We start from the raw sequence: 24770 nt of genomic DNA on the forward strand, positions 1-24770 counted from the left end.
AGAGAGATCTCGTGCCCTCCGCTTCCTCCCGGCATTCCCCCCGTGACACACGAGTGCTGGTCACTGTCAACGCGCTGCCGCTCGCCGTCGGTGTCCTGCTCTCCTGCTCCACGGCCCTCGGTGAGACCTCCGTGTACGGACGTCTCACCCTTGGCATGGCGTGGGCGCTCACGCAGCTCGTCGTCCTCGTCGGCGGGACGTGGCGGTACGAGAGCCGGGCCGCGTCCTCGTGCGAGCCGGCCCCGGCGACGACCGCTGCCTCTCGTACGGTCGGGGGCACGTGGTGACGACGTACCTCCTGAGCGTCGGCTCGCCCGACCTCATCGGCTCCGCCGCGAGGGGCGCGGTCATCACCGCCTTCTTCGTCTTCATCGGCCTCTGCCTCCTGTGGGTCTTCACCCTCGCCACTCAGGACGACGATCCGGAACGCCTCTACGTCGCCGGCCGGTCTCTCCCGCCCGTCTTCAACGGCGTCGCGATGGCGGGGGAACAGATCACGGTCGTCATCCTGGTCTCGTTGCCGGGAGCGATCGCCCTCTTCGGCTACGCCGGTGTCTCGACCGCCGTCGACAGTGCCCTCGCACTCGGTGTCTTCCTGCTCCTCGCCTCCAGGATTCGCGCGACCCGCCGCTACACCCTCGGTGAGCTGTTCGCCCTGCGTGCTGAAGGGCCGGGAACGCGGATCGCCGGTGCGGTGGTGACGCTGTGCATCGCCGTACCCCTGCTCATGGTCCAACTGCGGGCCGGCGGCATCACCGCCGCTCTTCTGATCGGCATGCCGACCGAGACGGCCCAGGTGGTGTGCACGGTACTGATGGGATTCCTCATCACACGCTTCGCAGGAGTGGCGGATCTGCGCGGCACCAGTTTCATACAGGTCGCCAAGGTGCCCATAGCCCTGGCGACGCTCGCCGCATTGACCCTGCTGGCACTCCGCCTGTTCGACTGGAGTCCTGAATCGCTGTTGTCGGCCGCTATGGACAAGAGCATGTCGCCGGATGACTACCTCAGCCCAGAGCTGTGGGCGCACACCGCCGACTTCGGTCCGCTCGGCACGATCAGCGACCACATCGTCGTCGTCCTCGGCACCGCGATGATGCCCCACCTGCTCCTGCGCGTCAGCGCCAGTCGGGACGCGTCCGCCGCGCGACGCTCATCGAGCGTCGCCGTAGGGCTGACCGGCCTCTTCTACCTGCTCCTGATCACGGCCGGTGTCGCCGCTGCCGCGGTGGTGGGCAGCGGACAGATCGGGGTCGTCGACGTGAAGGGACAGGGAGCCCCGATCCTCCTGGCATCGGAGGTCCTCCCCCACCACTCCACGGGCCGGATCGTGGTCATCGTCCTCGTGGCCTGTGTCGCCTGTGTCGCCTTTCTCGCCGTCCTCACAGCCGTGGCGAGCGTGACCTTCGCCGCCGCCGTCTCCGTGGCCCGCGACTTGTTCGGGCAGAAGGGCCGCTCCAGGATCGGCATCGGAGAGCTCGCCGTCACGCGACTGTCCGTTGTCGCGCTCTGTGCCGTCAGCCTTCTCCTCGCCACCGCCCTGTACCGCTACCCCATTGAATTCCTCCTCGCCCTCTCGCTGAGTCTCGCGGCCACCTGTGTGTTCCCCGCACTCGTCTACTCCTTCCTGTGGACCGGCTTCAACCGCCGTGGGCTGCTGTGGCTCGTCTACGGAGGGCTGTCCATCTGCATACTCCTGACCCTTGCCTCCCCCGCGGTGTCCGGGACTAAGTACGCGCTGCTGCCGGAGCAGGACTTCAACCTGATCCCGCTTCACACCCCCGGGCTGATCTCCGTCCCGGCAGCCTTCCTCCTCGGATGGCTCGGCAGCGCGCGACCGTGGGAGGGGACCGCACGAGCCCGGCGCACGGCGATGAGGGAGGCACGGAGTCAGTGACAGGCCCTGACTCCTGACTCGACAACCGTGGGAGAGCGGCGGTGCGACCGACGTGTGCATCGTGCACCGGGCCCGAGCAAGGCAGGTGCTCGCTGTCGTTCTCGCCGGCGGTCATGGCTGGCGAAAGTAGCGCCACCAGCCACAGGAACAGCTAGGACGTTGAGGGAGAGAAGGCACATGACGGCACAGAAGCAGCGCCAGCCCCTGCCGTCGGTGGAGACTGACACGCCGACGGACGAGATCCTCAAGCTCCTGACCCGCGACGGAGGCGTCATCGTCAGGAACTTCCTGACGAACGAGCAGATGAACCGCTTCTACGCCGAGATCGAGCCGCCGATGCAGGCGCTTCGCCCAGGCTCGACCCACGAGAACGAAATGGTGGCCGCGTTCCACGGCAGCAACACCAAGCGCCTCACCAACCTGGTCACGCACAGCGCCACGTTCCGCAGCGAGATCCTCGAACACTCCCTGGTCCACGAGGTCTGCGACCGGATCTTCCTCCCGGAGTCGGGCACGTACTGGATGACCACCGCGCAGGTGATCGAGATCGGCCCCCGCAGCCAGGCGCAGATGCTGCACCGGGACCTGGAGAACTGGTTCCCTTTCATCGGGATGGGGCCCGACGGTCCGGAGGTCACCCTCAACTTCCTGATCGCCCTGACCGACTTCACGGAGGAGAACGGCGCCACCCGAGTCATCCCCGGGAGCAACCACTGGAGCGACTTCGAGGATCGCGGAACTCCTGAGCAGACAGTTCCAGCGATCATGAACGCCGGAGACGCCCTTCTGTTCAGCGGCAAGACCGCGCACGGTGGCGGCGCGAACCAGACCAGCGACGAGTACCGGCGGGCTGTGGCCTTCGCCCTCAATCCGGGCTTCCTCACCGGCGAAGAGGCGTACCCCTTCCTGATCGACATGGAGCTCGCCAGAAAGCTTTCGCCCCGTGTCCAACGCATCCTCGGGTTCCGGTCCCAGTACCCGACGGGCTCTCCTGGCCTGTGGCAGGTCGACTACGCCGACCTGGGCGACTACCTCGCACTCTGAGAGCCGACCCGATCGACTCACGTGCCCTGGCCAGCTGCCTCTGCCGATTGGATGGATGGGCCCAAAGGGCTCGCGCAGCGTCGCAGCGAGGCACGGGGCTCACCGCGGAAGGCAGGGACCGTGCTGCCGTCAAGTGCGGCTCTCACCGAATGCTGTGCGCTCGGCGGGACGGCACGCGAGGGCGAGCAGTTTCCGCCAGTCGACAGGGGGCGCTGTGGGTGGTGCGCCGGGGCGGTCGCGTGGCAGCAACACCCGTAGCGGGCGGGGCCGTACCGAGCACACGACCGGTGTGCGCAACCACAGCGCCTCCCCGTCGACCGCCACCGGAATCCGCGTCTCCTCCCCGCCCATCGTCACGGGGAGTTGCGGTTCCCCGGCCGTCACCTCGATCCGCCGCGCGGTCATCACGGCGAGCCCCGGCGCCTGTGAGCCCCACAGGGCCAGCTGTGCCGCCTGTGCCGCGTTCTCCACCCTGATCCCGATCACACCCAGCTCACCGTCGTCGAGCACGGGCCGGCGCCCGCCGCCGCTCAGCTCGTCGGCCGAGACGTACGGGTTGTTGCTGATCAGCAGTGCCTGCTGGTCCGCGAGCCGGGTACCGTCCGCCCACGCGTCGATCCGTCCCGCGCCCTCCCCGGCCAGCAAGTCCGGCAGCAGCTTCAGGGCGGTGCCCGTCTTGTCGTCGCGGTACTCGGGGCTCTGCACGATGTCCGCGTACACGCCGAAGGACACCGTGTTGACGAAGGGACGGCCGGAGACGTCGCCGAGATCGACCCGGATCACCTCGCCGTCGGTCAGGGCATCGAGACAGCGCGCCGGGTCGGCGCGGTCGAGGCCGAGATCCATGGCGAAGTGATTGCGAGTGCCCGCGGAGATCACGAGGAACGGCAGTCCGTGTTCGGCGGCGACGGCCGCGACCAGTGCCTGAGTACCGTCGCCACCGGCGACACCGAGCAGGTCGGCACCGTCTTCCACGGCCTCTCGGGCCGGTCCGCCCACGTCGACCGGGGCTGACGGGTCCAGCAGGATCACCCGCGCGCCCAGTCGCTCCGCCCGCTTCACGAGGTCGAAGCGGGCGACCTTGCCACCGCCCGACTTCGGATTCATGATCAGCACCGCCCGCCTCGGCGGACGTGCGCGTACGGGCCGCTGCGACCGGGGCGGCCGCGCTCGGTGCAGCGCCGTGCGGCCGCAGGTCACCGCCGTCGCCCAGCACAGGCTGGAGATCAACGCGATCAGCCACAGACCGCTCCGCGCATAGAACACGAGCACTCCGGCCGGCGCCCCGACGGCCACGAACGCGCCGAGCAGCCGCACGAGACCGCGCCGGGCCACGAGCCACCAGATGCCTGCGGCGCAGACCACGAGCCCGAGGCCCGGCCATGACCACGAGCAGTCCGCCCCCGCTCAGCGCGAGCAGCAGCACTGCCACGGCGGCGGTTGCCGCCACCACGGCGAACCACGCGAGCAGCCGGGCTGCCAGCCCGGCCCGCGGCCGTGCCTTTCGTGTCCTGTCTATGGCCGTCTCCTGAAGGGGCTCTGATCCGTTCTGCCTCACCAGCCTGGCGTAGCGCCCCTGGCCGAGTGCGTCCCGGACGCCCGTACGGGTGAGCCGGTCAGTCGAGCGCGTCGAACCCCGGCGCGAGACAGCTGAGGGGCTGGCCCCCACTGACGAGGGGCGTACGTCAAGGGCTTCCCGTACATTCACACTATGGGAACCGACGTCGATGCGTTCCTTGGTCAGCTGGCCCGCCACCTCAGGACACAGGTGGAGAATCTGGCCGGCCTGCTGCTCCAGCGCCTGAACGGCGAACTCCCCGAACTGCGGGAGGAGAGGGAGATCGCGGCTCTGACCTTGGAGGAGACAGCCCAGCACGTCACCACCATTCTGGATCTCCTGGAGACCCAACCTGACGTGAGCGCGCCGAAAGCGCCTTCGGTCGTTCTTGAAGTAGGCCGCATCTACGCCCGGCGGGGGATCCCGGTGAGCAGACTCCTGCGTGGCTACCGGCTCGGCCACCTCAGCCTCCTCGAAATGGTCCAGGCCGAAGCTCCCCGCCTCACCAGCGACTGGCACATGATCCACCTGGCCGCGATGAGGCTGATCACGATCGGCTTCGACTACGTGGACCGGTCCTCGGAAGAGGTCGTCGCCGCCTACCAGGAGGAGCGCGACCATCTCCTCCAGCGCCGACTCGCCCTCACCAACAGGGCGAGCAAGCGGATCGGGGCCACACTCGACGTCACCCGCACCGCACAGGAGTTGACGGAGGTATGCACCGAGGAGTTCACCGATCTCGTCACCGTCGACCTGTTCGACTCCGCCCTCGACGAACAGGGCACGGGTTCACCGGAGGCTCTGACGCAGCGCCGAGTCGCCCAGCGCTCCGTCTTCGACGGCTGTCCGGAGTCCCTGCTCCGCATCGGTGAGGCACACTCCTACCCCGACGACTCGGAACCGGCTCGCACACTGGCCACCGGACGATCCGTCCTGCACCGCGTCGGAAGGGCCGGGATGCCCATGTGGATGGCCCCGTCCGAGTCCCACAGTCAGGCTTTGCGCACCCTCGGCCTCCACTCTGTTCTCCTCGTAGCGTTGCACGCCCGTGGGGAGACACTGGGCCTGGTGCAGTTCTCACGCCATCGCACCTCGGCCCCGTTCGACGACGACGACCTGCTGCTGGCGCAGGAGATCGTCTCCAGGGCAGCGGTGTCCATCGACAACGCCCGCCGGTACACCCGTGAGCGTTCCACCGCGCTCGCTCTCCAGCGAACCCTGCTGCCGCGACACACGGTGAAACAGTCGGCCGTCGAAGCGGCCTCGCGCTACCTGCCCGCCGGGTCCCGCGCGGGTGTGGGCGGTGACTGGAACGACGTGATTCCGCTGTCCGGGGCCCGCGTCGCGCTCGTCGTCGGCGACGTCGTCGGACGCGGCCTGCACGCCGCCGCCACCATGGGCCGACTCCGCACAGCCGTCCGCGCCTTCGCCGATATCGACCTCATGCCCGATGAGCTGCTCACGCATCTGGACGACGTGGTCATCCTGATGCAGCGCGAGGAGTCACGGGACGAGGGTGAGACCAGCGCCACCTGCCTGTACGCGATCTACGACCCTGTCTCCCGTCTGTGCTCCGTCGCCAGTGCCGGCCATGTACCGCCGACCGTGGTGACCCCCTCGACCACCGGCGAGGACACCCGGACCTCCAACGTGGTCAAGCTGCCTGAGGTGTCTGTCGGACCGCCCCTCGGCCTGGGCGGACTGCCCTTCGAGACGACCGAGTTCGAACTGCGGGAGGGCAGCCTGCTGGTGCTGCACACCGATGGGCTGATCGCCGATCGCACGCGTGACGTAGATGTCGCACTCACCACACTGCACGATGTCCTCACCTCGGCGCCGGAGTCGCTGGAGGAGACCTGCGACCAGCTGCTGGCCGCACTGCTGCCCAGCCGACCCGCCGATGACGTCGCTCTGCTGATTGCCCGGACCCGAGCCCTCGATCCCGACCATGTCGCAGCGATCAACCTGCCGTCCGATCCAGCAGCCGTTTCCGGAGCCCGCCGCTTCGCGTCCGACGTACTGGCGGCCTGGGGGCTGGAGGAGATGTCGTTCACCACCGAGCTGGCCGTCAGCGAACTGGTGACGAACGCGATCCGCTACGGCAAGAGCCCCATCCAGCTGCGACTGATCCTCCAGTCGACGCTCCCCTGCGAGGTCTCCGACGCCAGCAGCACGGCCCCGCATCTGCGCCGCGCCCGGATCTTCGACGAAGGCGGCCGGGGCCTACTGTTGGTGGCCCAGCTCACCGACCGCTGGGGCGCACGACACGGTCGTGAGGGAAAAGTCATCTGGGCCGAGCAGGCTCTCCCCGCCACCGGCGGGTCCGACCACTGACCGAACGAAACACCGCTCGCACCTCAAGGGCGAGGCGGCGACCAGGGCGTTCGCCCCGGCCTGTGGCAGAGCCCTCGATCGGACCGACTTGATCGATCGACTAAGTCGGTATAGTGGGCGTATGGCTCATATTTCCGCGGCGGAGCGCCGCCCCCAGTTGATCAAGGCGGCCATCGACCTCATGACACGGGAGGGCGTCGCCGCGGGAAGCACCCGCGCCATCGCCGCGGAGCTCGGCGTCGCACAGGCCACCGTCCACTACACCTTCGGCACGAAGGAGGATCTCTACCGGGCGGTGATGGACCAGATCACCGACGAGCTGGTCGCGCAGGTGCAGCGGGCGGCGCCGGAAGACGCGGGCTTCGAGAAGACCTTCAGCGCCCTGGCGGGGGCCTTGTGGAGCACCGTGCGTGAGCCGACGTCGCACCAGCAGCTGCTCACTGAACTGACCATGTTCGCCCTGCGTGTGCCCGGGCTCAACGAGGCCCGGCAGAGCCATTACCAGCAGGTCATCGAGGTGACGGCACAGGTGATCGCCGAAACCGCGGACAGGACGGGACAGAAACTGGCCGAGTCCCCGGAAACAGTGGCTCGGTTCTTCCTCTCCGGCTTCGACGGACTCACCATGCAGGTCCTGCTGAGCGTGCCGGACGAGGACACGGAGCGGACGGGCCTCAGGGCACTCGTCGCTGCGACCGTAGCGCTGGCCAAGGGGAGCCTCGACCTCCCGGACGTACCGACAGCCTGACACGACAGCAAGACGGTTGGGGGCGCACCTGGAAGGTGCGCCCCCAACCGTCTCTGCCTACTCTTGAGACTCAGCCGGCCCAGACGTCCTCGACGTAGCGCCCGGACTCGACGAGCGCCGCGAGCCACGCCACGGCCTGCTCATCGCTCGCACCGGTCCGTTCACGGTAGAGCGCCATGAACGCTTCCCGTACGGCCGGTGCCATACGGCGGCCGTCGCCGCAGATGTAGACGCGTCCGTCGGACTCCAGGACCGACCACACCTCCTCGCTCTCACGGGCGATGCGCTCCTGGACGAAGCGGGCGCCGTTCTCGGGCGCGTGCATGAAGGCGGGGCGCATGCTGACGGCGCCGGCCGTCTCGGCTGCCTCGAACTCCTCCCGGTGGAGGAAGTCCACGTCGGGATGGTCGCAGCCGAAGTAGCAGAGCAGGGTCCCGGTCGAGCCGGCGTGGTGGCGGTCGAGGACCGCGCCGCGGAAGGGCGCGAGACCGGTACCCGCGCTGATCAGGATCACCGGTACGGAGGTGTCCTCGGGGAGGCGGAAGGACTCGCTGCACGGCAGGACCCGGGCCTGGACCACGTCGCCCGCGTTCACCGTCTGCAGGAAGTGCGAGGCGATGCCCCGGAAGGTGCCCTCCCCCGACCGGTGGGGCGCCGCGAGCAGCGACACCATCAGGTCCGCCTCGCCCGGCCGGGCCGCGGCGGACGACGAGAGCGAGTAGTGCCGGGGGCGCAGCACCGGCAGCATTTCCAGGAAGCGTTCGAAGGGCAGTTCGCACGCACGGTAGCGCTCCACGAGGTCCAGGACGCTGAGCCCCGCGACGGTCACCTGCTCCCGGAAGGTCTCGGCATCGGCGGTGACAAGGACGGTGAGCGGCTGCTTCTCAGGCGGGCAGGACGTGTGCTCGGCGAGCACGGCGACCTGCTCCTGGGTGGCCGGGTCCTGCAGCTCGACGAAGTCGGTGAGCAGGCGGCGCAGGGTCAGCGGCCGGTCGACAGGCAGCGCGCCCCGGCTCCGACGGCGGGCGCGCAGCCGGACCGTGCGGTCCAGGTCGAGGCCGAAGCGGTCGGCGACACGCTGGACGAGGGCCTCGGGATTGCTGGGCAGGACGGCCAGGTGATCAGCGGTGCGGTAGCTGACGCCCTCGGGCAGGCGGAGCCGCAGGAACCGCTTGGAGCGTCCGAGTTCGTGGTCGGTGTCGACGAGTTCGTACGCTTCGAGGACCTCCATCGGCTGGACGCCGTGGCGCTCGGCGAGACCGCCGAGGACCGACTCCGAGGTGTCCTCCAGCTCGTACAGCCCTTCTGCTTCCGCCCTCGGTGCGGTGCCTGCCGCTTCGCCGGCGACCGGTGCGCCGTACTCGTCGAGCAGGACCGTCCACAGGTCCGCCGTCCACTGGTCGACCACTCCGCCGAAGTCACCTGATGCGTCGGCGGCGCCGCGCTCCAGAAGCGGGACGGCGCCGGCGGCGGCCAGACGCTCGTCGATCAGGGTGGGGATGCGCTGGTAGGTCGCCGCCCAGTTGCGGTCGCCGACACCGAGGACGGCGTACCGCAGGCCGGCGAGCGAGCCGGGGGCAAGGTTCTCCAGAGCGGCGACGAACTCGGCTGCGTCGTCGGTGGGGCGACCGTTGTAGGAAGCGGCGACGATGACGACGGGGCCCTCGGTTCCGGCCAGCCTTTCCGTGTACTCGTTGAGGGAGGTGACGGACGGGGTGAAGCCGTGCTCCTCGCCGTCGCCGCCGAGGTCGCGGGCGATGCCGGCGCAGGTGCCGAGGTTGGATCCGTGCAGCAGGGTCAGCGCGGTGCCGCTCGCACGGCGCGTCACGGTGGCGGTCCGGCCCGCGACGGGATCCGCCGCCGTCACGGCGGGCAGGCGCCGCTCGTCGCTGGTGCGGCGGGCGAGCCGGAGGCTGAACCCGTCGGGCTTGATGGTCAGCGTCGACTTGATCTTTAGCTGGTAGTCGGTGTGGTCGATCAGACGGTAACGGTGCACCAGCAGGCCCAGCAGCAGGGTGGCCTCGTGCAGGGCGAACTGGCGGCCGATGCAGGCCCGCTCGCCGTTGCCGAACGGCTTGAAGGCGTGGACCGAGCGGGCCGCCTCCCGCTCGGGGGTGAAGCGCTCGGGATCGAACAGCTCGACGTTCTCCCCCCAAGCCGCGTCACGGTGAAGGGCCGAGGTGATCACCATCAGCGACTCGCCCTTGCGTACGGGGTACTTGCCGCCGATGACGGTGTCCTCGATCGGCTCGACGGCGAACGCGGGAGCCGTCGGCCACAACCGCAGGCTCTCGTTGAGCACCTGGCGGATGTAGGTGAGCTTGCCGATGTCGCCGTACCCGGGATCCGGGTCGTCGGTGTCACCCCACAGGGCGTCCACCTCGGCCTGGGCCCGGGCGAGCACCTCCGGATGCTTGGTGAGGTAGTAGAGGGCGAAGGAGAGCGCGCTGCTGGTGGTCTCGTGGCCGGCGATCAGGAAGGTGATCACCTGGTGGCGGATGTTGACGTCGTCCAGCAGCTCGCCGGTGGCGGGGTTCTTGGTGTGCAGCATCAGCCCCATCAGGTCGTCCGTGCTGGTGTCGCCGGAGGCGCGGCGCTCCTTGATCACGTCGTCGACGAGGTCCGTCATCAGATCGACGTCCTTGCGGAACTGCTCGACCTTCTTCCTCTTGAACAGCTCGGAGCCCGGGATGGACTCGCCCTTCTCCTGGGCGAAGACGAGAGCCCGGGCCATCGCCTCGACGAACGGATGCAGGTCGTTGCGCCGGAAGGACTGGAAGTCGTAACCGAAGCCGCACAGGCCGATCGTGTCGAAGGTCAGCCGGGTCATCTCGTCGGGGACATCCACCGACTGCACCCCGGCGAGCCGGTCCCATTTCCCGATCAGTGAGCGGGCGACCTTGAGCATGGGGGCGTGGTAGCTGCGCATCGCGCCGAGCGAAAACGCGGGCATCAGGATGTCGTGGGCCTTGCGCCAGTTCGGTTCGTGGTTGTAGGCGGTGAACAGACCGTCCCCGGCCAGGGCCCGAACCTCGACCAGGTCGGCGTGAACGTGCTTGCGGAAGCGGGTCTCGTCCGACAGCTCGGTCACGAGGTCCAGGCCGCCGATCATGACGGTGTCCCTCCCGAAGACCCGCAGCCGGTACACAGGCCCGAACTCCCTGAACTCCTTCAGCAGGTAGGCCAGGAAGTCCGCGCCCGCAGGAACGTTGAACGCGTGGCCTACGAGGGGCAGTGGGGGGCGCTCGGGGATCGCCCGCGCCATACCTACGGACACCTGAGTCATGAGCGTGCCTTTCGTTTCACTCCAGCGGTCACCATTCAATTTACACACGACTTTGTCGAGTGAACATGTCGTGTGACTGTATTGAAGGACACAGTCGGCCGAGGGAACCCGGCATCCTGCGAGAACGTCCAGCGGAAGCAGCTTGACAGACGACCTCGTCAACGGACACGGTTAACTGACATGGTCAACCGACCATGTCGTGCGCCAGTGCTGCATGCGCGCTTCTCACCGAGCACATCGAGGTTTCGTATGAACACCATGCTGGCCGGGCGGCTCCGCCTGGACACCCGTACCTTCGCCGTCGAAGAGGTCCCGGTCCCGGTTCCCGGTCCGGGCGAAGTCCTCGTCGAAGTGCGGGCCGCCGGCGTCTGCCTGTCCGACATCCATCTGATCGACGGCAGCCTGAGCCCCTTCTACCCCGTGGACACCGTCAAGGACTCCGGTGCCCTCACCCCCGGCCATGAGGTGGCCGGTGTCGTCCACACCGTCGGCCCCGACGTCAAGGGCAACTGGACTCCCGGCCTGCGCGTCGTACTACAGGCCGGTCAGGCGTGCGGCGACTGCGCCGACTGCCTGCGCCACATGACCTGCCGCCAGCCTCTGACCCGAGGAGTGGACTACGACGGCGGCTGGGCGCAGTACGCCCTCGCCCGGGAGGACACGCTGCTCCCCATCCCGGACCACCTGCCGTTCGACCAGGCCGCGATCATCCCCGACGCCGTCTCCACCCCGTACGCCGCGATCGTCGACACCGGCGCGGTCCGCCCCGCGCAGGCAGTCGGCATCTGGGGAGCCGGAGGTCTCGGCGCCCACGGCATCCGGCTCGCCCGCCTGGCCGGAGCCGCCCCAGTCATCGCTGTCGACCCGCTGGCCTCGGCCCGCGAGCGCGCCCTCCTTTTCGGCGCCGACCACGCGCTGGACCCCACAGCCGGAGACTTCACCGAGGCGGTGCACCAAGCCACGGCAGGCCGGGGCATCGACGTCGCCTTCGACTTCGCCGGCGTCGGAGCGGCCCGCGCCCAGGCCACGACCGTGCTCGGCCCGAACGGCGTCCTGGTCCTCGCCGGCCTCACCCCGGAGCCGGTCAGCGTCGCCGACAGCATCGACTTCTGCTTCAACGTCCGACAGATCCGCGGACACTACGGCTCCGAACCAGAGCACGTGGAACAGCTCGTCGCGCTGGCCGCCGCCGGACGGATCGACCTCGGCCCCTCCGTCAGCGCCCACGTCCCCCTGACTGAAGCCGCGGACGCCGTCGCCCGGCTGGAGAAGAAGGTCGGAGACCCGATCCGCCTCGTACTCACCCCCTGAGCACAGCAGGGTGGAGTCCGGATCACCAGGCACAACGCGACCGATTCTGCCTCTACCTCCACCACCGCCCGAAGGTCAGCGACACCCCGGATATTCGGCCACCTCGCGCCGACCGGGCAGCCACTCAAATGCGACGACTACCTGCCCGGCTGAACTCCTTCTCTGTTTTGACATCTATCGAGGGAGCAGAAAGCAGCCGAAGCCGGTGTTCGATTACGAGGTCGGACCGCAAGCACGTTCACGATCGCCGAATTGTTCGAATGAAGCTCGCCAATCGGTGATGCCCCGAACTCAGGAGTCGGTGCATCATGCACTCGCTTCGCTCGAGACAGGTGCACTTTTTTGTTGCAGTCGGACTCCACAATTGGGACGGTGGAAACGTCGGAACCGCGGCCAAGAGAGGAGCCAGAAGCTCACATAGAAACCACGGATTCGGGCGGCACGTCACCATATCTGGCACGGCCCATAGCATTATCGAATCCCTTACTGACCCGATCACCCAATACAGCTCACCATACGCAGACCGCGTGATCGAAGGAGAAAAGCATGTCGAACTCTCTTAAGGGCGGAACCGAGGAAACTGCAGTCGACGTCGTGATCGTCGGTGCCGGCTTCGCCGGCCTGACCGCCGCAGAACGGCTGGTGAATATGGGCGTGTCGGTCTTGGTCGTGGAAGGTCGCGACCGCGTCGGAGGCCGAGCGTTCTCGGGCGAAGTGGCCGGGGTCAAGGTCGACCTCGGGGCGACGTGGGTCGCACGGCGGCACACTGCGATCCGGGACCTCGCGAGCCGGTTGGGGTGCACCACGACCAGTCAGTTCGACGAGGGCCACAACGTCCTGTGGATGGACGGACAGCGCAGCACCTACACCGGCACCTTCCCCGAGGTCTCACCTGAAGCCTTGGAAGACCTGGCCCGTATCCAGATGGCCGTGGCGGAACTGACTTCGACCATCAACGTCGATGCAGCCTGGGAATCCCCGGACGCCGGGCAGCTCGACGCGATCTCGTTCGGAGAATGGCTCGACCAGCAGCAGGCGACGACGAGCACCCGGGCGCTGATGACGATCCTCACCAAGGTGCAGTGGGGCTGCAGCCCGGGGGACGTCTCTCTGCTGCACGCTTTGCGCTACATTCGCGCTGCCGGGGGCGTGGAGCACATGCTCAGCGTCGAGGACGGTCAGCAAGAGGAGCGCATCACCGAAACGACTCAAGAGATCGCCGTGAGGCTCGCCGAGCGACTCGGCGACAGGGTTGTCGTCGGTGCCCCTGTTCGACGAATCACCCAGGACGACAGCGGCGTCACGGTCAGCACCGACTCGAAAGTGATCAACGCCAAGTACGCCATCGTCACTGCCGCCCCCTCGCACCGCGCCGACATCGACTTCGAGCCTGCCCTGCCTGACAAGGCGGAAGGGCTCGCGAAGACGTGGCGTCTGGGCACGCTGAGCAAGGCATTCGTCGCCTATGAGAAGCCCTTCTGGCGGAGCAGCGGGCTTTCGGGTGAGGCACTGACCGACACCGGGACCGTTTTCATCACCTTCGACGTTTCGCCCGATGACAACGGACCAGGCGTCCTGATGGCCTTCTGCGACCCTCGCGTATTCGACGGTTTCAACTCGGCGGATCGACGTCGCCGGGTGATCGACCAGCTCGTCGAGCTGTACGGCGCTCAGGCGAGCGCCCCCATCGACTACGTGGACCACTGCTGGGGCCCGGCGTCCGAACCGTTCGCCCCGGGAGGGCCGAACCCTGCTGTAGCCCCCTATGCATCCGTCAGTTACGGCAGCGCCCTCACGGAGCCCCACGGGCGCATCCACTGGGCTGGGGTAGAAACCGCCGGCGAGTGGGCCGGAACCATGAACGGCGCCGTGCTTACGGGTCAGCAGACCGCCGAGCGGGTCGCACAGCGGCTTGGAAAGCGCGCCGACACGGGTGCCCAGTAGGCAGCGCTGCGGGGAGCCGATTTCGGCAAGGCCGGGCGGGAAGACGTAGCAGACGGCTGCGGCGGTCGGCGAGAACGCCGCCGAATCGGCTCCTGGCAATGCTAGTCAGGGGATGTCCGTGCCTCGGTCTTCAGGCTCCGGAAATGAGCCCAAACGCAACTTGCGCAGCCGCAGGATCGAGGCAGATCGCCGACGTGAACGAATGCGCGACCGGCCCGTGCACCGTGCACCATACCCAGGTAAAGCAGGTGCTCAGTGTCGTTCTCACCGCGGCCGTGGCTGGTGACAGTGAGGTATGAGGTAACCGCCACAGGCAAGAACACCGTGTTCGTGGGCGTGCCGACTGGGGCGCCCCGCCCAGGGGAGTGACTTTGAGTATTCGGACTTTCCTTGTGGGTCTCGGTGCCACTGGCCGGCCCATCGCTTCTTCCTTGCTGCAACGCGCGGACGTGGAGATCGTCGGAGCAGTGGACCAGGACACCCGTGTGGCTGGTCAAGACCTCGGAGTGCTACTTGGTGGCGCCGCGAACGGTGTCGTCATCGTGAGCGACCCGGCCGACCTGCCCGCCGCCGACCTCGCGATTGTGGCGACCACCTCGGATCTGCACAGGGTGGCCGACACCCTGCTGCCGCTGCTGGAGCGTTCGTACAACGTCCTGAGCATCAGCGAGGAGCTGGCCTATCCCTGGCAGAGCCATCCCGGCCTGGCCCGAAGGCTCGACGACACGGCGGAGGCACATGGCGTGACCGTCCTGGGCATCGGGGCAAACCCGGGCCTCCTGATGGACACCCTTCCTCTCCTGCTGACTGCACTGACCCAGCGCGTGGAAAGCGTGTGTATCCGCCGGCGGACGAACATGTCACGCTACGGCGCGATCCTGTCGAAGTTCGGCCTCGGTCTGATCACAGAGGAGTTCGCGACGGCTCGCAGCCGGGGCGAGGTCGTCGGGCACTACGGCTTCGAGCAGGCCATCGGGGCGCTCGTGGCAGGGCTCGGGTGGGATCTCGACTCGGTGGACGTGGCAGAGGTCGAACCCGCTGTCGTGACGACGTCGCCGCGCGTCGGGGACCATCTGCGTATCGAACCGGGACAGATCACGGCTGTCACTCATGCCGCCCGGGGCGTGCTCAAGGGCGAACCGGTGATCGACCTAGAGATCACGTTCGGGTTCTTCGAGCCGGCCGATGAGATGGCCGCGGGCGACGACTACCGGATCGTCGGTGAGGAGCAGGTCATCGACCTTCGTTCCTCCGTGGGCTTCGATTCCTTCCTCAGCACGATCGCGACGGCGGTCAACGCCGCCGCCGCGGTCGTCGAGGCCGTCCCGGTCTCCTGTCGATGGGAGACCTCCCGGCCCGCTCGGTCGCGGCCAAGGGAGAGCAACGAGCAGCCCGGGCCTCGCTCGGGGTCACGACTTCTCCGGACTGAGACGGAGACACGCAAGACGGAAAACCTCTTGCCCACCCGTCTTCACACATCTCGCCGAAGAGACGCCCGTCACGGTTCATCCGCTGGACCGGAGCGAAGGCTTGCGGCGCATGCCGAGCAAATCTTGACGCGAATCGTGAAATAGGACAAACCCCCCACCTGAAGGAACGGTATGAGGACCGACAACACGAAATACAGCAACTTCACCGGCTGGATCGACCGACCGGACGACGTGCAGCCCGCACTGGACGGCGACCTCACCTGTGACATCGCCGTCATCGGCGGCGGCATGGGCGGCATGGCGGCTGCGCTGCGCCTCGCGGAGCGTGACCAGGACGTGGTCCTGCTGGAGGCCGAGTTCTGCGGCTACGGCTCAGCCTCGCGCAACGGCGGTCAGATCGCCGGGGCGCCGGGCGGTGACCTGCGGATGCTCAGCATCCAGTCCCCTAAGAAGATGCCGGTCATGGCGAAATTGGCGGAGCACGCGGGCCGCTACGTGGAAGACCTCATCAAGACGCACGACATCGACTGCGACTACGTGGCAAACGGCCTGGTGTGGGGTGCGGTCTCACCCCTCATGATGCTCAGGGTGCGCACCCAGGCGGCGATCCTGCGCGCCTACGGTGGGAATGGGACTGTCGGCAGCAGGGAGAAACTCGGCCTTCCTGCCGGCTTCGTGGGCGGTATGCGGGAATCCATCGGCGGGATGCTGAACCCGGGCAAGCTCGCTCGTGGTGTGCGTCGCGCGCTGCTCGCCTCGTCGGCCAAGGTCTTCGAGCAGTCGCGGGTGAGCGATGTCCGGCGGACAGGCCGCACCGTCGAGCTCACGACACCGCATGGCACCGTGCGGGCCAACAAGGTACTGCTCGCAACCAACGTCTACGGCGGCGAGTGGGACATCTGGCCCAAGAACCTCGCGACGCCGCTGTACGTCATCGAGATCGAGTCGGAACCCATCGCGCCGGAGCGGCTCGCCGAGCTGGGCTGGACCAGTCGGTCCGGCATCATCACCCAGCACCAGTTGATGACCCACTACCGGCTCACCGAGCGCAACACCATCGTCTGCGGGGTCCGCCAAGCGCAGCGAGGCCAGACCTACCCGCTCCCGGACCGGGTCCCGGACCCCATTGTCGTGCAGGACATGGGGAAGGATCTGGCCCGTCGGTTCCCGTCGCTGTCCGACGTGGCCATCGAGCGGGCCTGGGGCGGTTGGATCGGCATCAGCCCGGACTGGCTGTCGATCGCCGGGCAGGTGGGTGACAACGTCTTCTACTCGATGGCCTGCAACGGCCACGGCCTCTGCCAGGTGCCGTACGTGACCCACCAGCTCGCCGACTACATCGTCGACGGTGAGATGCCGGACGACCTCGCCGGCATCTGGTCGGACGCCTCGAAATACCCGCCGTCGATGTCGCTGCTGATGCAGCCGCTTGTCCTCCGAGCCGTCTGGGGACTGGACCGGTTCAACGACTTCCTCAACGGCAGCAGGACACTGGCGCGACGGGCTCTCCGTCGTCGCAGGCGCGCGGACTCCTGAAGTTCGGGCGGCGCCTGATCTGTGACGGCGTGGTATGAGATCGCCACCCGCTACGGCAAGACCGCCCAGTCCTACGAAGCAGCCGTCCCCCTCGCATCACTCCTTGTGTGGAACTGACATTTGACGAGAGAACCCAGTAGGCAGCGCTGCGGGGAGCCGATCTCGGCAGGCCGAACGGGAGGGCTTGGCAGGCAGCTGCGTCGACCGGCGAGGACGCCGCCGAATCGGCTCCTGGTACCGCTAGCGGGGGGGCAGGCTCCGCACCGCCGTCTCATCGCGGTCGCAGGGCATCTACCAGCTCGACAAGAGGAACCTGGAAGAGAGTTCAAGGGCTCCGACGGCAAGCTGTTCAAGCAACAGCTCAAGGTCGGCGACACCATGAACCTCCCAGGCGGCGCGGTCTCGGTCACCTTCGACGGCGTCCAGGAGTGGGCCGGCTTCCAGGTCACGCGGCCGCCCGGCAGCGGCTGGGCGCTCAGCGGTGCCGTCGTCGCCATCTTCGGCCTGGCCGGCTCCCTGTTCATCCAGCGCCGCCGCATCTGGGTGCGGGCCGTGCGGGGCGCCGACGGCGTGACCGTCGTGGAGATCGCCGGCCTCGGCCGCAGCGAGTCCGCGAAGGTTCCCGCGGAGCTCGGCGACCTCTCCGAGGTCCTGTACAACCGGGCGCCCGCCGCGCCCGAGAACGCCGCCGCCCCCGAATCCACCGACACCCACGCCGTCACTGCCGAAGAGACTGAGAAGAAGTGAATCTCGCCGCCGCAACAAACGAGCATCTCGCGAACGTCAGCAACACGCTGATCTACTCCGCGATGGCCGTCTACACCCTGGCCTTCTTCGCGTACATCGCCGAGTGGCTCTTCGGCAGCCGCAGCAAGGTCGGCCGTACCGCCGCCGCGCTCACCGCCGACGCCGCCACCAAGGCCGCGTCCGGTCCCGCCGTCACCGTGAAGAAGGCCGGCACCACCGCCGTACTGGAACGCCCCGAGGTCGTCGTACGCGCCGCCTCCGGCTCCCGCGACGTGCCCGACGGGCCGGGCGCGCACGGCGGCACCGAGAAGGGCGACCTCTACGGACGCATCGCCGTCTCCCTCACCGTCCTCGCCTTCGCCATCGAGGCGGGCGGCGTCCTCACCCGCGCCCTGTCGGTGGAGCGGGCGCCGTGGGGCAACATGTACGAGTTCAACATCACGCTCACGACGGTCGCCGCCGGCGTGTACCTCGCACTGCTCGCCCTGAGGAAGAACGTCCGCTGGCTCGGCCTCCCGCTGGCCACCACCGTCCTGCTCGACCTCGGCCTCGCCGTCACGGTCCTCTACACGGCGAGCGACCAGCTGGTGCCCGCCCTCCACTCGTACTGGCTGTACATCCACGTCTCGACCGCCATCTTCTGCGGCGCGGTCTTCTACGTCGGCGCGGTCGGCACGATCCTGTACCTCTTCAAGGACAGCTTCGAGAGCAAGCTCGCCTCCGGCGGCACCCCCGGCCGCTTCGCCAACTCGGTCCTGGACCGGCTGCCCTCCGCCGCCTCCCTCGACAAGTTCTCCTACCGCGTCAACGCCGCCGTCTTCCCGCTGTGGACGTTCACGATCATCGCGGGCGCCATCTGGGCGGGCGACGCCTGGGGCCGCTACTGGGGCTGGGACCCCAAGGAGACCTGGTCCTTCATCACCTGGGTCGCCTACGCCGGCTACCTGCACGCCCGCGCCACCGCCGGCTGGAAGGGCCGCAAGGCCGCCTACCTGGCCCTGGCCGCCTTCGCCTGCTGGCTGTTCAACTACTACGGCGTCAACATCTTCGTCTCCGGCAAGCACTCCTACGCCGACGTCGGCCTCGGAGCCCTCCAGTCGATCGGTTTCTGAACCGGCCCCCTACTGCGGGACGTCACCGCGGGCGACGCCCGCGGTGACGTCCCGCAGCCGCCCCACGTACAAGCTCAGGTTCTTGTGGGCGACGTCGATGTCCGGGTAGCGGGCGGCGAACCACAGGCCCTCCGGGAGCCAGAAACGCATCCGCTGGGGCGAACGGGGGTTCAGCATCGACGGCAACTACGCGACTCACCCACGGGCATCCGGCATACCGCTTGGCCTGCCCGAGCAGGGCACAGCGCATCAACCCTCCAACCGACAGAGCCCGCCCAGTTGCCTGGCGGGCCAGGTCGTCCGTCATGGCTGCGATCGCAAATTCAGCGTCCTTGAGAACAGCGCTGGAAGACAAACTGCATGACGAGCCGAACACGTCACGCGTGTACGCACAGTCAACTGCACGGTGATGCCCCACCGGAGCGCTCCGCCGGAGCCTCGTCTCATGGCTCCGGGCAGAGGCCCACCAGGGATGCTCCCCGGCGGGGCCTCGGTCTATCACTGGCCCTGTCACAACAGCCCCTATGAGCGGGGTGCTGGCTGTAGCTGTTTGACCAGGTGGAAGGCCTCCCGGGCCGCGTAGCGTTTGAGGCAACGCACGATTTCGCGCCGAGTCTTGCCCTCCTTGATCCGGCGCTCGTAGTAGTCCTGGGTGCGCGGGTCGACCCGTAAGCGGGTGAAGACGATGCGGTGGAGCGCGGCGTTGGCCTGACGGTCGCCGCCACGGTTGAGACGACGGAACTGTCGGCGTCCCGAAGAACGCTCGACAGGACTCACCCCGCACAAAGCAGCGAAGGCCGCTTCACTGTCCAGCCGTTCCGGGTTGTCTCCCACCGTGATCAGCAGAGCGACGGCCGTGTCCGGGCCGATCCCCACCACGTCGAGCAGCTGCGGGGCATGACGCTTGACGAGGCAGGCCAGACGGGCGTCCACATCCCGGATCTGCTCGGAGAGCTGGCCGATCCGGCACGCCAGCAGACCCAGCGTGATCCGCGTGGCCTGCGGCACCCCCACTTCACCGCCCTCGTCCTGACTGTTCTCGTCGGCGAACCGCGCGCAGGTCCGGAAGAGTTCGGCGTTGCCCAGTGGGGCCAGTTCTTCCCGCAAGGCGGGGTCAGCAGTGATAAGGACGGACTTGAGCTGGTTGATGGCCTGAGTGCGGGCTTTGACGGCCGATGCCTTCGTGAGCTTGTACATTCTCGCGATCTGCACGGGCCCGTCGCCCGCTTTCGCCCGAGCACAGGCCCGCCCGCTCAATACGGCTCGCGCCGCGTTCTGGGCATCGAGCGGATCCGATTTGCCGCGCCGACGGCGATCCGCCCGGTCCATGCGATTCACGTCGATCACGTCGATGCCCTGGACCAGCAGATAGCGGGACAGGGACGCCCCGTAGGAGCCGGTTCCCTCCACCCCGGCCCGCCGCACGGTTCCTGACTTCCTGGCCCACTTCAGCAGAGCGCGGTACCCCGCCGCGGTGGCCGTGAACTCCGCAGTGGCCAGCACCGTCCCCATCACGGACAGCACCGCAGCCACATGGGCATCCCGGTGCGTGTCCACCCCCAGTACCACCTCCCCCGTCGGGCGACGACGAGGCTGAGCAGCAGGCGGCGTACTGGACATGGTCGAACTGGACACGCCCGTTCCCCTTCCGTTCCGACGGCGCGTCGCGTTGCCGGTACCAGGCCACGTCGGACGGTCAGAATCGTGAGGACGCCACAACGAACGGCAGGCCCCTATCGGGACACGCCCGGCCGGCCCGGCACCGACAACGCGCCATCCCCGACCGTCAGCCGACAGCGTGACTCCGGGACACCTCGGTCAGAAAAGTCATGAGTCAGGCCCCAGGCCCGGGATAGCACCCACGCATTCTCCCGCCCCTCCTAGCACACGAACCCCGCGTGTCCTGTCGTGTCCAGACCTGACCGCCAACCAGGACTGGGTGACAGCTGACGCCCGCTGATGACAAAGAATGCTCGCAGCGCAGCGCGACCGCATGACCCGACCGCTCCCGGGACCCTTCGTCCGAACCGGCACTGAAGCTGCTCTGGACGGGACACCGATGAGCTGACTCCTCGTACACCCGGGACCGGTATTGACGGACTACCCAGTGGCTCGCCCCTACCAGCTGCCCCTCGCCAGCTTCCTCCCGCTCCTCGACCAGGTAGTGCCCTACACGGTCCTGACCACTGGCGTGTGAGCACCGGCGGCTCGCCCCTACTCGAGGTGCGACGGGATCACCCCGAGGAGACCCACCCCAACGGCACATTTTCTCAGCTGGCGAGCCGCCCGGAGACGGCCGCCTTTCAGGGGCTGGCGCACTACGTCGGCGAAATCAACGGGCAGGGCGACCACAACCGAGCCAGGTGCGGTTCCTAGCTCAGCTCGAACCAACGGCTACCGCGGGCCGGCTGACTGCGTTGAGCCGAACCGCTCGTCGAGCACGGTGAAGAACTCGCGCAGCATGTCTGGCGCGCTATCGCTCATGAGTTCATAGCCTCCGAACCTGAAGACCTCGTAACCACGCAGCCGCAAGGCTCGGCCTGATGGCTGCCTGGGATCGGGAGCTGGTGCCGTTTTACGAGTCTCTCGGTTTCCGTGAGCTCGAAGACGGCACGATGAGCAAGTCTCCGCCTCACTGAACGGTCGGGAGCTGGTTCTCTGTCTGGCTGTTGGTCGCGAAGCTGTTTCGTCCTAACCTGACCTCAGCACCGGGCGCAGGGTGATGTGGAGCACCTCGCTGGCCCGTGCGCTTGGCGTCACCTGCCCCGGAGCATGAGCCTGCAACACGGTTCACGCCACCGAATCGATCCACGACGTGCACGCCTCTTGGATCTTGTCCAGGTCGCCCAGCACTTCCACAGCCGCTTCCTTGTCGCCTTCAAGTGCTGTGATTGCCTTCTCCAACTTTTCGTTCAGCTCGTCGATCGTTTCGATCGGCAGGACTGGAGTCCCGAACCCGTATCCGGTATCCACCGAGGTCCGCAGGTCGAGCCGCACCACGTCCCAGCTCCTTCGCGCCGCGTCCTGCTTCTCGCCGGTCTTCTCCGTCTCGCTGCCATGAATCAAGTCGAGGTCCCGCTTCAGCGTTTGGACGTTCTTGTGCATCTGCGTGGTCAGTCTCCGCAACCGTCCCCAGGTCTTGTGCACGGCCACGACCACGGCAATGCCGAGGGTCACAGTGACAGTCACGAGCAACGACGCGCGCTTGGGGAAGACCATCGCGTAGAGGGTCACGCCCGCGAAGTAGACACCCGCCACATTCGCCACCATGCGGCTGACCACGGCCCGCCAGATCCGCCCGCTCAGCCTCTCCATCGGCGAATTCTTCGGCTCGGCCCCCTGTCCATACAGGGGGAAGAGCACCCAGATCATCATCAGCGGCATGGCGGAGCCGAAGTGTGCGTTGACCCGGTCTGGTTCCGTAGCGATTCTTCCGAGCAGCTTCCAGGCGTACAGCCCGACGGCAAACACGACGGCGCCCCAGGTGGCTGTCTTGAGGCGGTCCCAGCGGGCTATCCACTTCGGCGTGTTTTGCCTGGCAGTCACCCAGCGGCGAATCCGCTTCGGGGCGCGCCAACTGTCAGTGAACCCACGCCAGAACCGCACACCGTAGAAGGCAAGAAGCAGCCCGCTGAAGAACAGGATCAGACTGGCGGTCCGGTGGTGCCCAGTCTTATAGAGCTCGTTGCCCCATGTGTTGAGGGCGAACCCAACAGGAAGGAAGACCCTCCGCCAGCGAGAGCGGACAGTGGTCATCACTCGGTTCCAGATCGGCATGCCATCAAGCCTCTTGCCACCTCGCCGCACGCCAAGGCGGTTTGACGCAAATCAGAGCTACGGAGGTAGGAGTCCGCGCCCGGGCGAGCGCCCCCCTTGCCTCTGTCCACAGCTCGGCCGCTACAGATCCCCGTGCGCGGTGCGGGCTCATGTGTGACGTCGAGCACGGCCGTCGGCGAGGTGCTCGGCGGCACTGCCGCAGGGTGGCGCTACTGCACCGTGAACAGCAGTGGGAGGAACGGGACGAGGACGGTCAGGCCAGTCACGTAGGCGTTGCGGTGGATTACAGCGGCAGCAATTCCGGCCACCGCGATAGCGACGGGCGGGGGAAGATGCGCCGCTGAAGCTCCCAGTGCCACAGTCCCCATGCACGCCAGGGAGAGGCACAGACGAAGGAGTTCGTGACTCCGTTCGTAGCCGTTGAGCTGTTCCTCGTCGAGAAGGGCGCCGAGGCGTTTGTCTACGTACCGATCGCATATCTGGAGGGTGAGCCGACCTAGTTCCTTGGCGCCTTCCTCGGGGCTCTCGTCGAGCTGCTGTTCCGCCCTGCGCAGTGCAGCTGCAACGCGTCCCGCGTGGGCCTTGGCTCTGACCTGACGGTTCCAGTTCAGAGGAACCGAACCGCGCAGGAACCGTGCCCAACGCACCCGCATGATCGTGAGTCCTGTGGACACATCTGCCACGTGAGTGTGCTCGGGGCCAGGGTTCCGCACGACGTCAGCGCATTGTCCGATGAGGCCGGCCCAGACCGCGAGTGGCCGGAACGCCAAAGGTTTACCCATCCCGGAGTACCGCAGCACCGTCATGGTTGGCCGTACGAGCAGGATCGGCCAGAGAATGACGGCCGTCATCGTGGCGAACCGAGCGAGGCCCATCAGCCCCGAGGAGTTAGGTGGGGGCGGATTGGCCGAGTCAGGAGGGGCCAGCGACGGAATGTTCGAGTAGACCAGGTCGGCGGTGACGCGAGTAGCCAGCCACCACTCGAAGACGACGATGGGGGCGGCCGCGAGCCGTGCAAGGAGCCTGCCCTCGTAGTAGAGCCGCAGATGAGCACGCGTGCGAAGCGAGACCGGGCCGATTCCCAGGATCTCGGCGTCATTGCGCAGCTTGCTTATCGCTTCGTTTGCCTGCGACCGATAGCGCAGAGTCACGCGGCTCCGGACGGCAGCAATCATGCGCAGAGGATGGCACGCCGCGATTTCCTTCGCTCAGCATTCGCCCGCACTGTGACGGCCAACATACGCGCCGGCCGCGTGCTCGGCATCACCTGCTATCAGATGGCAGCTGAGGCCATGATGGATAGGGTGATCGCAGCCCGGCTTGGGCGCTCGATCGCTGGAGTTCTTGTCGCTGTGGCGGAAAGGACGTTGGCGCACAGTGCGAGGACGTATCCGTAACGTATCCGTCTGCGTGGTCGGACGGCCGCCGCGGCCACCGCAAGATGGGTCATGGCGAAGGAGCCATAACGCATGGGAGTTTCCCGTCCTCGGTCGGAGCGTCGGGTGTGTCAGCGCGCCCACCCGCCAGTAGCAGGACCAACGTCCCACGCCGCCCGGGGTAACGCTGCCAGCTGGCTCAGCCCGCCTGGCAAGCGCTCGCCCACCGCGGAGGACGCAGCCCCTCGGACTCTCGAACTGCGCTGTCACGCAGTCCGGTCAGTCGGCCTTCGGTGGCACCGCTCAAACTCTGAAGTCATAGGACACCGGGGCGCTGGCGAAAGGACGGCATCCGAGTGCTGCTGGACGTGGGCCAGTAGCCGGTCCCAGGTGCCATCGGCCGACCAGCGGCGGAAGCGTTCGTAGATCGTCTTCCATGGCCCATATCGCTCGGGCAGGTCCCGCTATGCCGCCCCTGTGGACAGCTTCCACAAGATCCCGTTGACTACCCGGCGGCGATCCCGCACCGGTCTGCCCATCCTGGGCGGAGCCAGCAACGGCTCGATCACTGCCCAGGACTCATCGGTCAGCTCATGACGACGCACCACGACCAGACCAACGACACCACCACTTTGCGGACACGACTAGGGGGTGTCTGACAATTCCGGTC

Annotated in this window: 17 protein-coding genes and 1 pseudogene; 11 read left to right on the forward strand and 7 right to left on the reverse strand. The window is 67.6% G+C overall.

Annotated features, from left to right (window positions below; translation table 11 throughout):
• Positions 1-53: 53 nt before the first annotated feature.
• The 3 genes from ACZ6JY_RS37220 to ACZ6JY_RS37230 all read left to right on the forward strand — a co-directional run bounded on the left by ACZ6JY_RS37220 (position 54) and on the right by ACZ6JY_RS37230 (position 2941).
• Positions 54-287 (forward strand): hypothetical protein, encoded by a 234-nt coding sequence (locus ACZ6JY_RS37220; RefSeq protein ID WP_469203453.1) that lies wholly within the window; start codon positions 54-56, stop codon positions 285-287.
• On the forward strand, positions 281-1897 hold the full coding sequence (locus tag ACZ6JY_RS37225) for a sodium:solute symporter family transporter (RefSeq protein ID WP_469203415.1): 1617 nt from the start codon (positions 281-283) through the stop codon (positions 1895-1897). Before ACZ6JY_RS37220 ends, ACZ6JY_RS37225 begins: the two co-directional genes overlap by 7 nt.
• A 177-nt stretch (positions 1898-2074) precedes the next feature.
• A complete protein-coding gene (locus ACZ6JY_RS37230) occupies positions 2075-2941 on the forward strand; it encodes a phytanoyl-CoA dioxygenase family protein (protein ID WP_469203416.1) in 867 nt (288 codons plus the stop codon).
• A gap of 129 nt (positions 2942-3070) precedes the next feature.
• Here the strand turns inward: ACZ6JY_RS37230 and ACZ6JY_RS37235 are convergent, their stop codons facing one another.
• Positions 3071-4306: a diacylglycerol/lipid kinase family protein gene (locus ACZ6JY_RS37235; RefSeq protein WP_469203418.1), complete on the reverse strand. Its 1236-nt coding sequence runs from the start codon at positions 4304-4306 to the stop codon at positions 3071-3073.
• A gap of 346 nt (positions 4307-4652) precedes the next feature.
• Between ACZ6JY_RS37235 and ACZ6JY_RS37240 the strand changes: the two genes are divergently transcribed.
• Positions 4653-6833, forward strand: a complete 2181-nt coding sequence (locus ACZ6JY_RS37240) for an ATP-binding SpoIIE family protein phosphatase (protein ID WP_469203420.1) — start codon at positions 4653-4655, stop codon at positions 6831-6833.
• Positions 6834-6954: 121 nt separating this feature from the next.
• The gene (locus ACZ6JY_RS37245; RefSeq protein ID WP_469203422.1) at positions 6955-7581 is read left to right on the forward strand and encodes a TetR/AcrR family transcriptional regulator; all 627 of its coding nucleotides are present in this window, start codon (positions 6955-6957) and stop codon (positions 7579-7581) included.
• Positions 7582-7651: 70 nt separating this feature from the next.
• On the opposite strand, the gene ACZ6JY_RS37250 is transcribed toward ACZ6JY_RS37245, so the two are convergent.
• Positions 7652-10867, reverse strand: a complete 3216-nt coding sequence (locus ACZ6JY_RS37250) for a bifunctional cytochrome P450/NADPH--P450 reductase (RefSeq protein WP_469203424.1) — start codon at positions 10865-10867, stop codon at positions 7652-7654.
• Positions 10868-11116: 249 nt separating this feature from the next.
• Here ACZ6JY_RS37250 and ACZ6JY_RS37255 point away from each other — a divergent pair, with 249 nt between their 5' ends.
• From ACZ6JY_RS37255 to ccsB, 6 genes are all read left to right on the forward strand, one after another.
• Positions 11117-12178: a zinc-binding dehydrogenase gene (locus ACZ6JY_RS37255; RefSeq protein ID WP_469203426.1), complete on the forward strand. Its 1062-nt coding sequence runs from the start codon at positions 11117-11119 to the stop codon at positions 12176-12178.
• A gap of 546 nt (positions 12179-12724) precedes the next feature.
• The gene (locus ACZ6JY_RS37260) at positions 12725-14122 is read left to right on the forward strand and encodes a flavin monoamine oxidase family protein (protein WP_382091299.1); all 1398 of its coding nucleotides are present in this window, start codon (positions 12725-12727) and stop codon (positions 14120-14122) included.
• A 467-nt stretch (positions 14123-14589) separates the two neighbouring features.
• On the forward strand, positions 14590-15696 hold the full coding sequence (locus ACZ6JY_RS37265; RefSeq protein WP_469203429.1) for a dihydrodipicolinate reductase: 1107 nt from the start codon (positions 14590-14592) through the stop codon (positions 15694-15696).
• 27 nt (positions 15697-15723) lie between these two features.
• A complete protein-coding gene (locus ACZ6JY_RS37270; RefSeq protein WP_361569696.1) occupies positions 15724-17088 on the forward strand; it encodes an NAD(P)/FAD-dependent oxidoreductase in 1365 nt (454 codons plus the stop codon).
• A gap of 120 nt (positions 17089-17208) precedes the next feature.
• Positions 17209-17835 (forward strand): cytochrome c biogenesis ResB family protein, encoded by a 627-nt coding sequence (locus ACZ6JY_RS37275; protein ID WP_469203431.1) that lies wholly within the window; start codon positions 17209-17211, stop codon positions 17833-17835.
• The gene (gene ccsB / locus ACZ6JY_RS37280; protein WP_469203433.1) at positions 17832-18947 is read left to right on the forward strand and encodes a c-type cytochrome biogenesis protein CcsB; all 1116 of its coding nucleotides are present in this window, start codon (positions 17832-17834) and stop codon (positions 18945-18947) included. Before ACZ6JY_RS37275 ends, ccsB begins: the two co-directional genes overlap by 4 nt.
• 9 nt (positions 18948-18956) lie before the next feature.
• Here the strand turns inward: ccsB and ACZ6JY_RS37285 are convergent, their stop codons facing one another.
• From ACZ6JY_RS37285 to ACZ6JY_RS37305, 5 genes and pseudogenes are all read right to left on the reverse strand, one after another.
• Positions 18957-19124, reverse strand: a complete 168-nt coding sequence (locus tag ACZ6JY_RS37285) for a hypothetical protein (RefSeq protein ID WP_469203455.1) — start codon at positions 19122-19124, stop codon at positions 18957-18959.
• A gap of 345 nt (positions 19125-19469) precedes the next feature.
• The gene (locus ACZ6JY_RS37290; protein ID WP_469203451.1) at positions 19470-20567 is read right to left on the reverse strand and encodes an IS110 family RNA-guided transposase; all 1098 of its coding nucleotides are present in this window, start codon (positions 20565-20567) and stop codon (positions 19470-19472) included.
• A gap of 1170 nt (positions 20568-21737) precedes the next feature.
• On the reverse strand, positions 21738-22724 hold the full coding sequence (locus ACZ6JY_RS37295) for a hypothetical protein (RefSeq protein WP_469203435.1): 987 nt from the start codon (positions 22722-22724) through the stop codon (positions 21738-21740).
• Positions 22725-22933: 209 nt separating this feature from the next.
• On the reverse strand, positions 22934-23899 hold the full coding sequence (locus ACZ6JY_RS37300; RefSeq protein ID WP_469203437.1) for a hypothetical protein: 966 nt from the start codon (positions 23897-23899) through the stop codon (positions 22934-22936).
• A gap of 548 nt (positions 23900-24447) precedes the next feature.
• A pseudogene (locus ACZ6JY_RS37305) lies at positions 24448-24705 on the reverse strand (transposase); the annotation flags it as partial.
• Positions 24706-24770 lie beyond the last annotated feature (65 nt).

The organism is Streptomyces sp. NPDC046335 (assembly GCF_055587985.1).

Bases quoted from the DNA above. Each gene is read 5' to 3' on its own strand.
- ACZ6JY_RS37230 (WP_469203416.1), top strand. From the start codon at position 2,075: ATGACGGCACAGAAGCAGCGCCAGCCCCTGCCGTCGGTGGAGACTGAC.
- ACZ6JY_RS37240 (WP_469203420.1), top strand. From the start codon at position 4,653: ATGGGAACCGACGTCGATGCGTTCCTTGGTCAGCTGGCCCGCCACCTC.
- ACZ6JY_RS37245 (WP_469203422.1), top strand. From the start codon at position 6,955: ATGGCTCATATTTCCGCGGCGGAGCGCCGCCCCCAGTTGATCAAGGCG.
- ACZ6JY_RS37250 (WP_469203424.1), bottom strand. From the start codon at position 10,867: ATGACTCAGGTGTCCGTAGGTATGGCGCGGGCGATCCCCGAGCGCCCC.
- ACZ6JY_RS37255 (WP_469203426.1), top strand. From the start codon at position 11,117: ATGAACACCATGCTGGCCGGGCGGCTCCGCCTGGACACCCGTACCTTC.
- ACZ6JY_RS37260 (WP_382091299.1), top strand. From the start codon at position 12,725: ATGTCGAACTCTCTTAAGGGCGGAACCGAGGAAACTGCAGTCGACGTC.
- ACZ6JY_RS37270 (WP_361569696.1), top strand. From the start codon at position 15,724: ATGAGGACCGACAACACGAAATACAGCAACTTCACCGGCTGGATCGAC.
- ACZ6JY_RS37285 (WP_469203455.1), bottom strand. From the start codon at position 19,124: ATGCTGAACCCCCGTTCGCCCCAGCGGATGCGTTTCTGGCTCCCGGAG.
- ACZ6JY_RS37290 (WP_469203451.1), bottom strand. From the start codon at position 20,567: ATGTCCAGTACGCCGCCTGCTGCTCAGCCTCGTCGTCGCCCGACGGGG.
- ACZ6JY_RS37295 (WP_469203435.1), bottom strand. From the start codon at position 22,724: ATGCCGATCTGGAACCGAGTGATGACCACTGTCCGCTCTCGCTGGCGG.
- ACZ6JY_RS37300 (WP_469203437.1), bottom strand. From the start codon at position 23,899: ATGATTGCTGCCGTCCGGAGCCGCGTGACTCTGCGCTATCGGTCGCAG.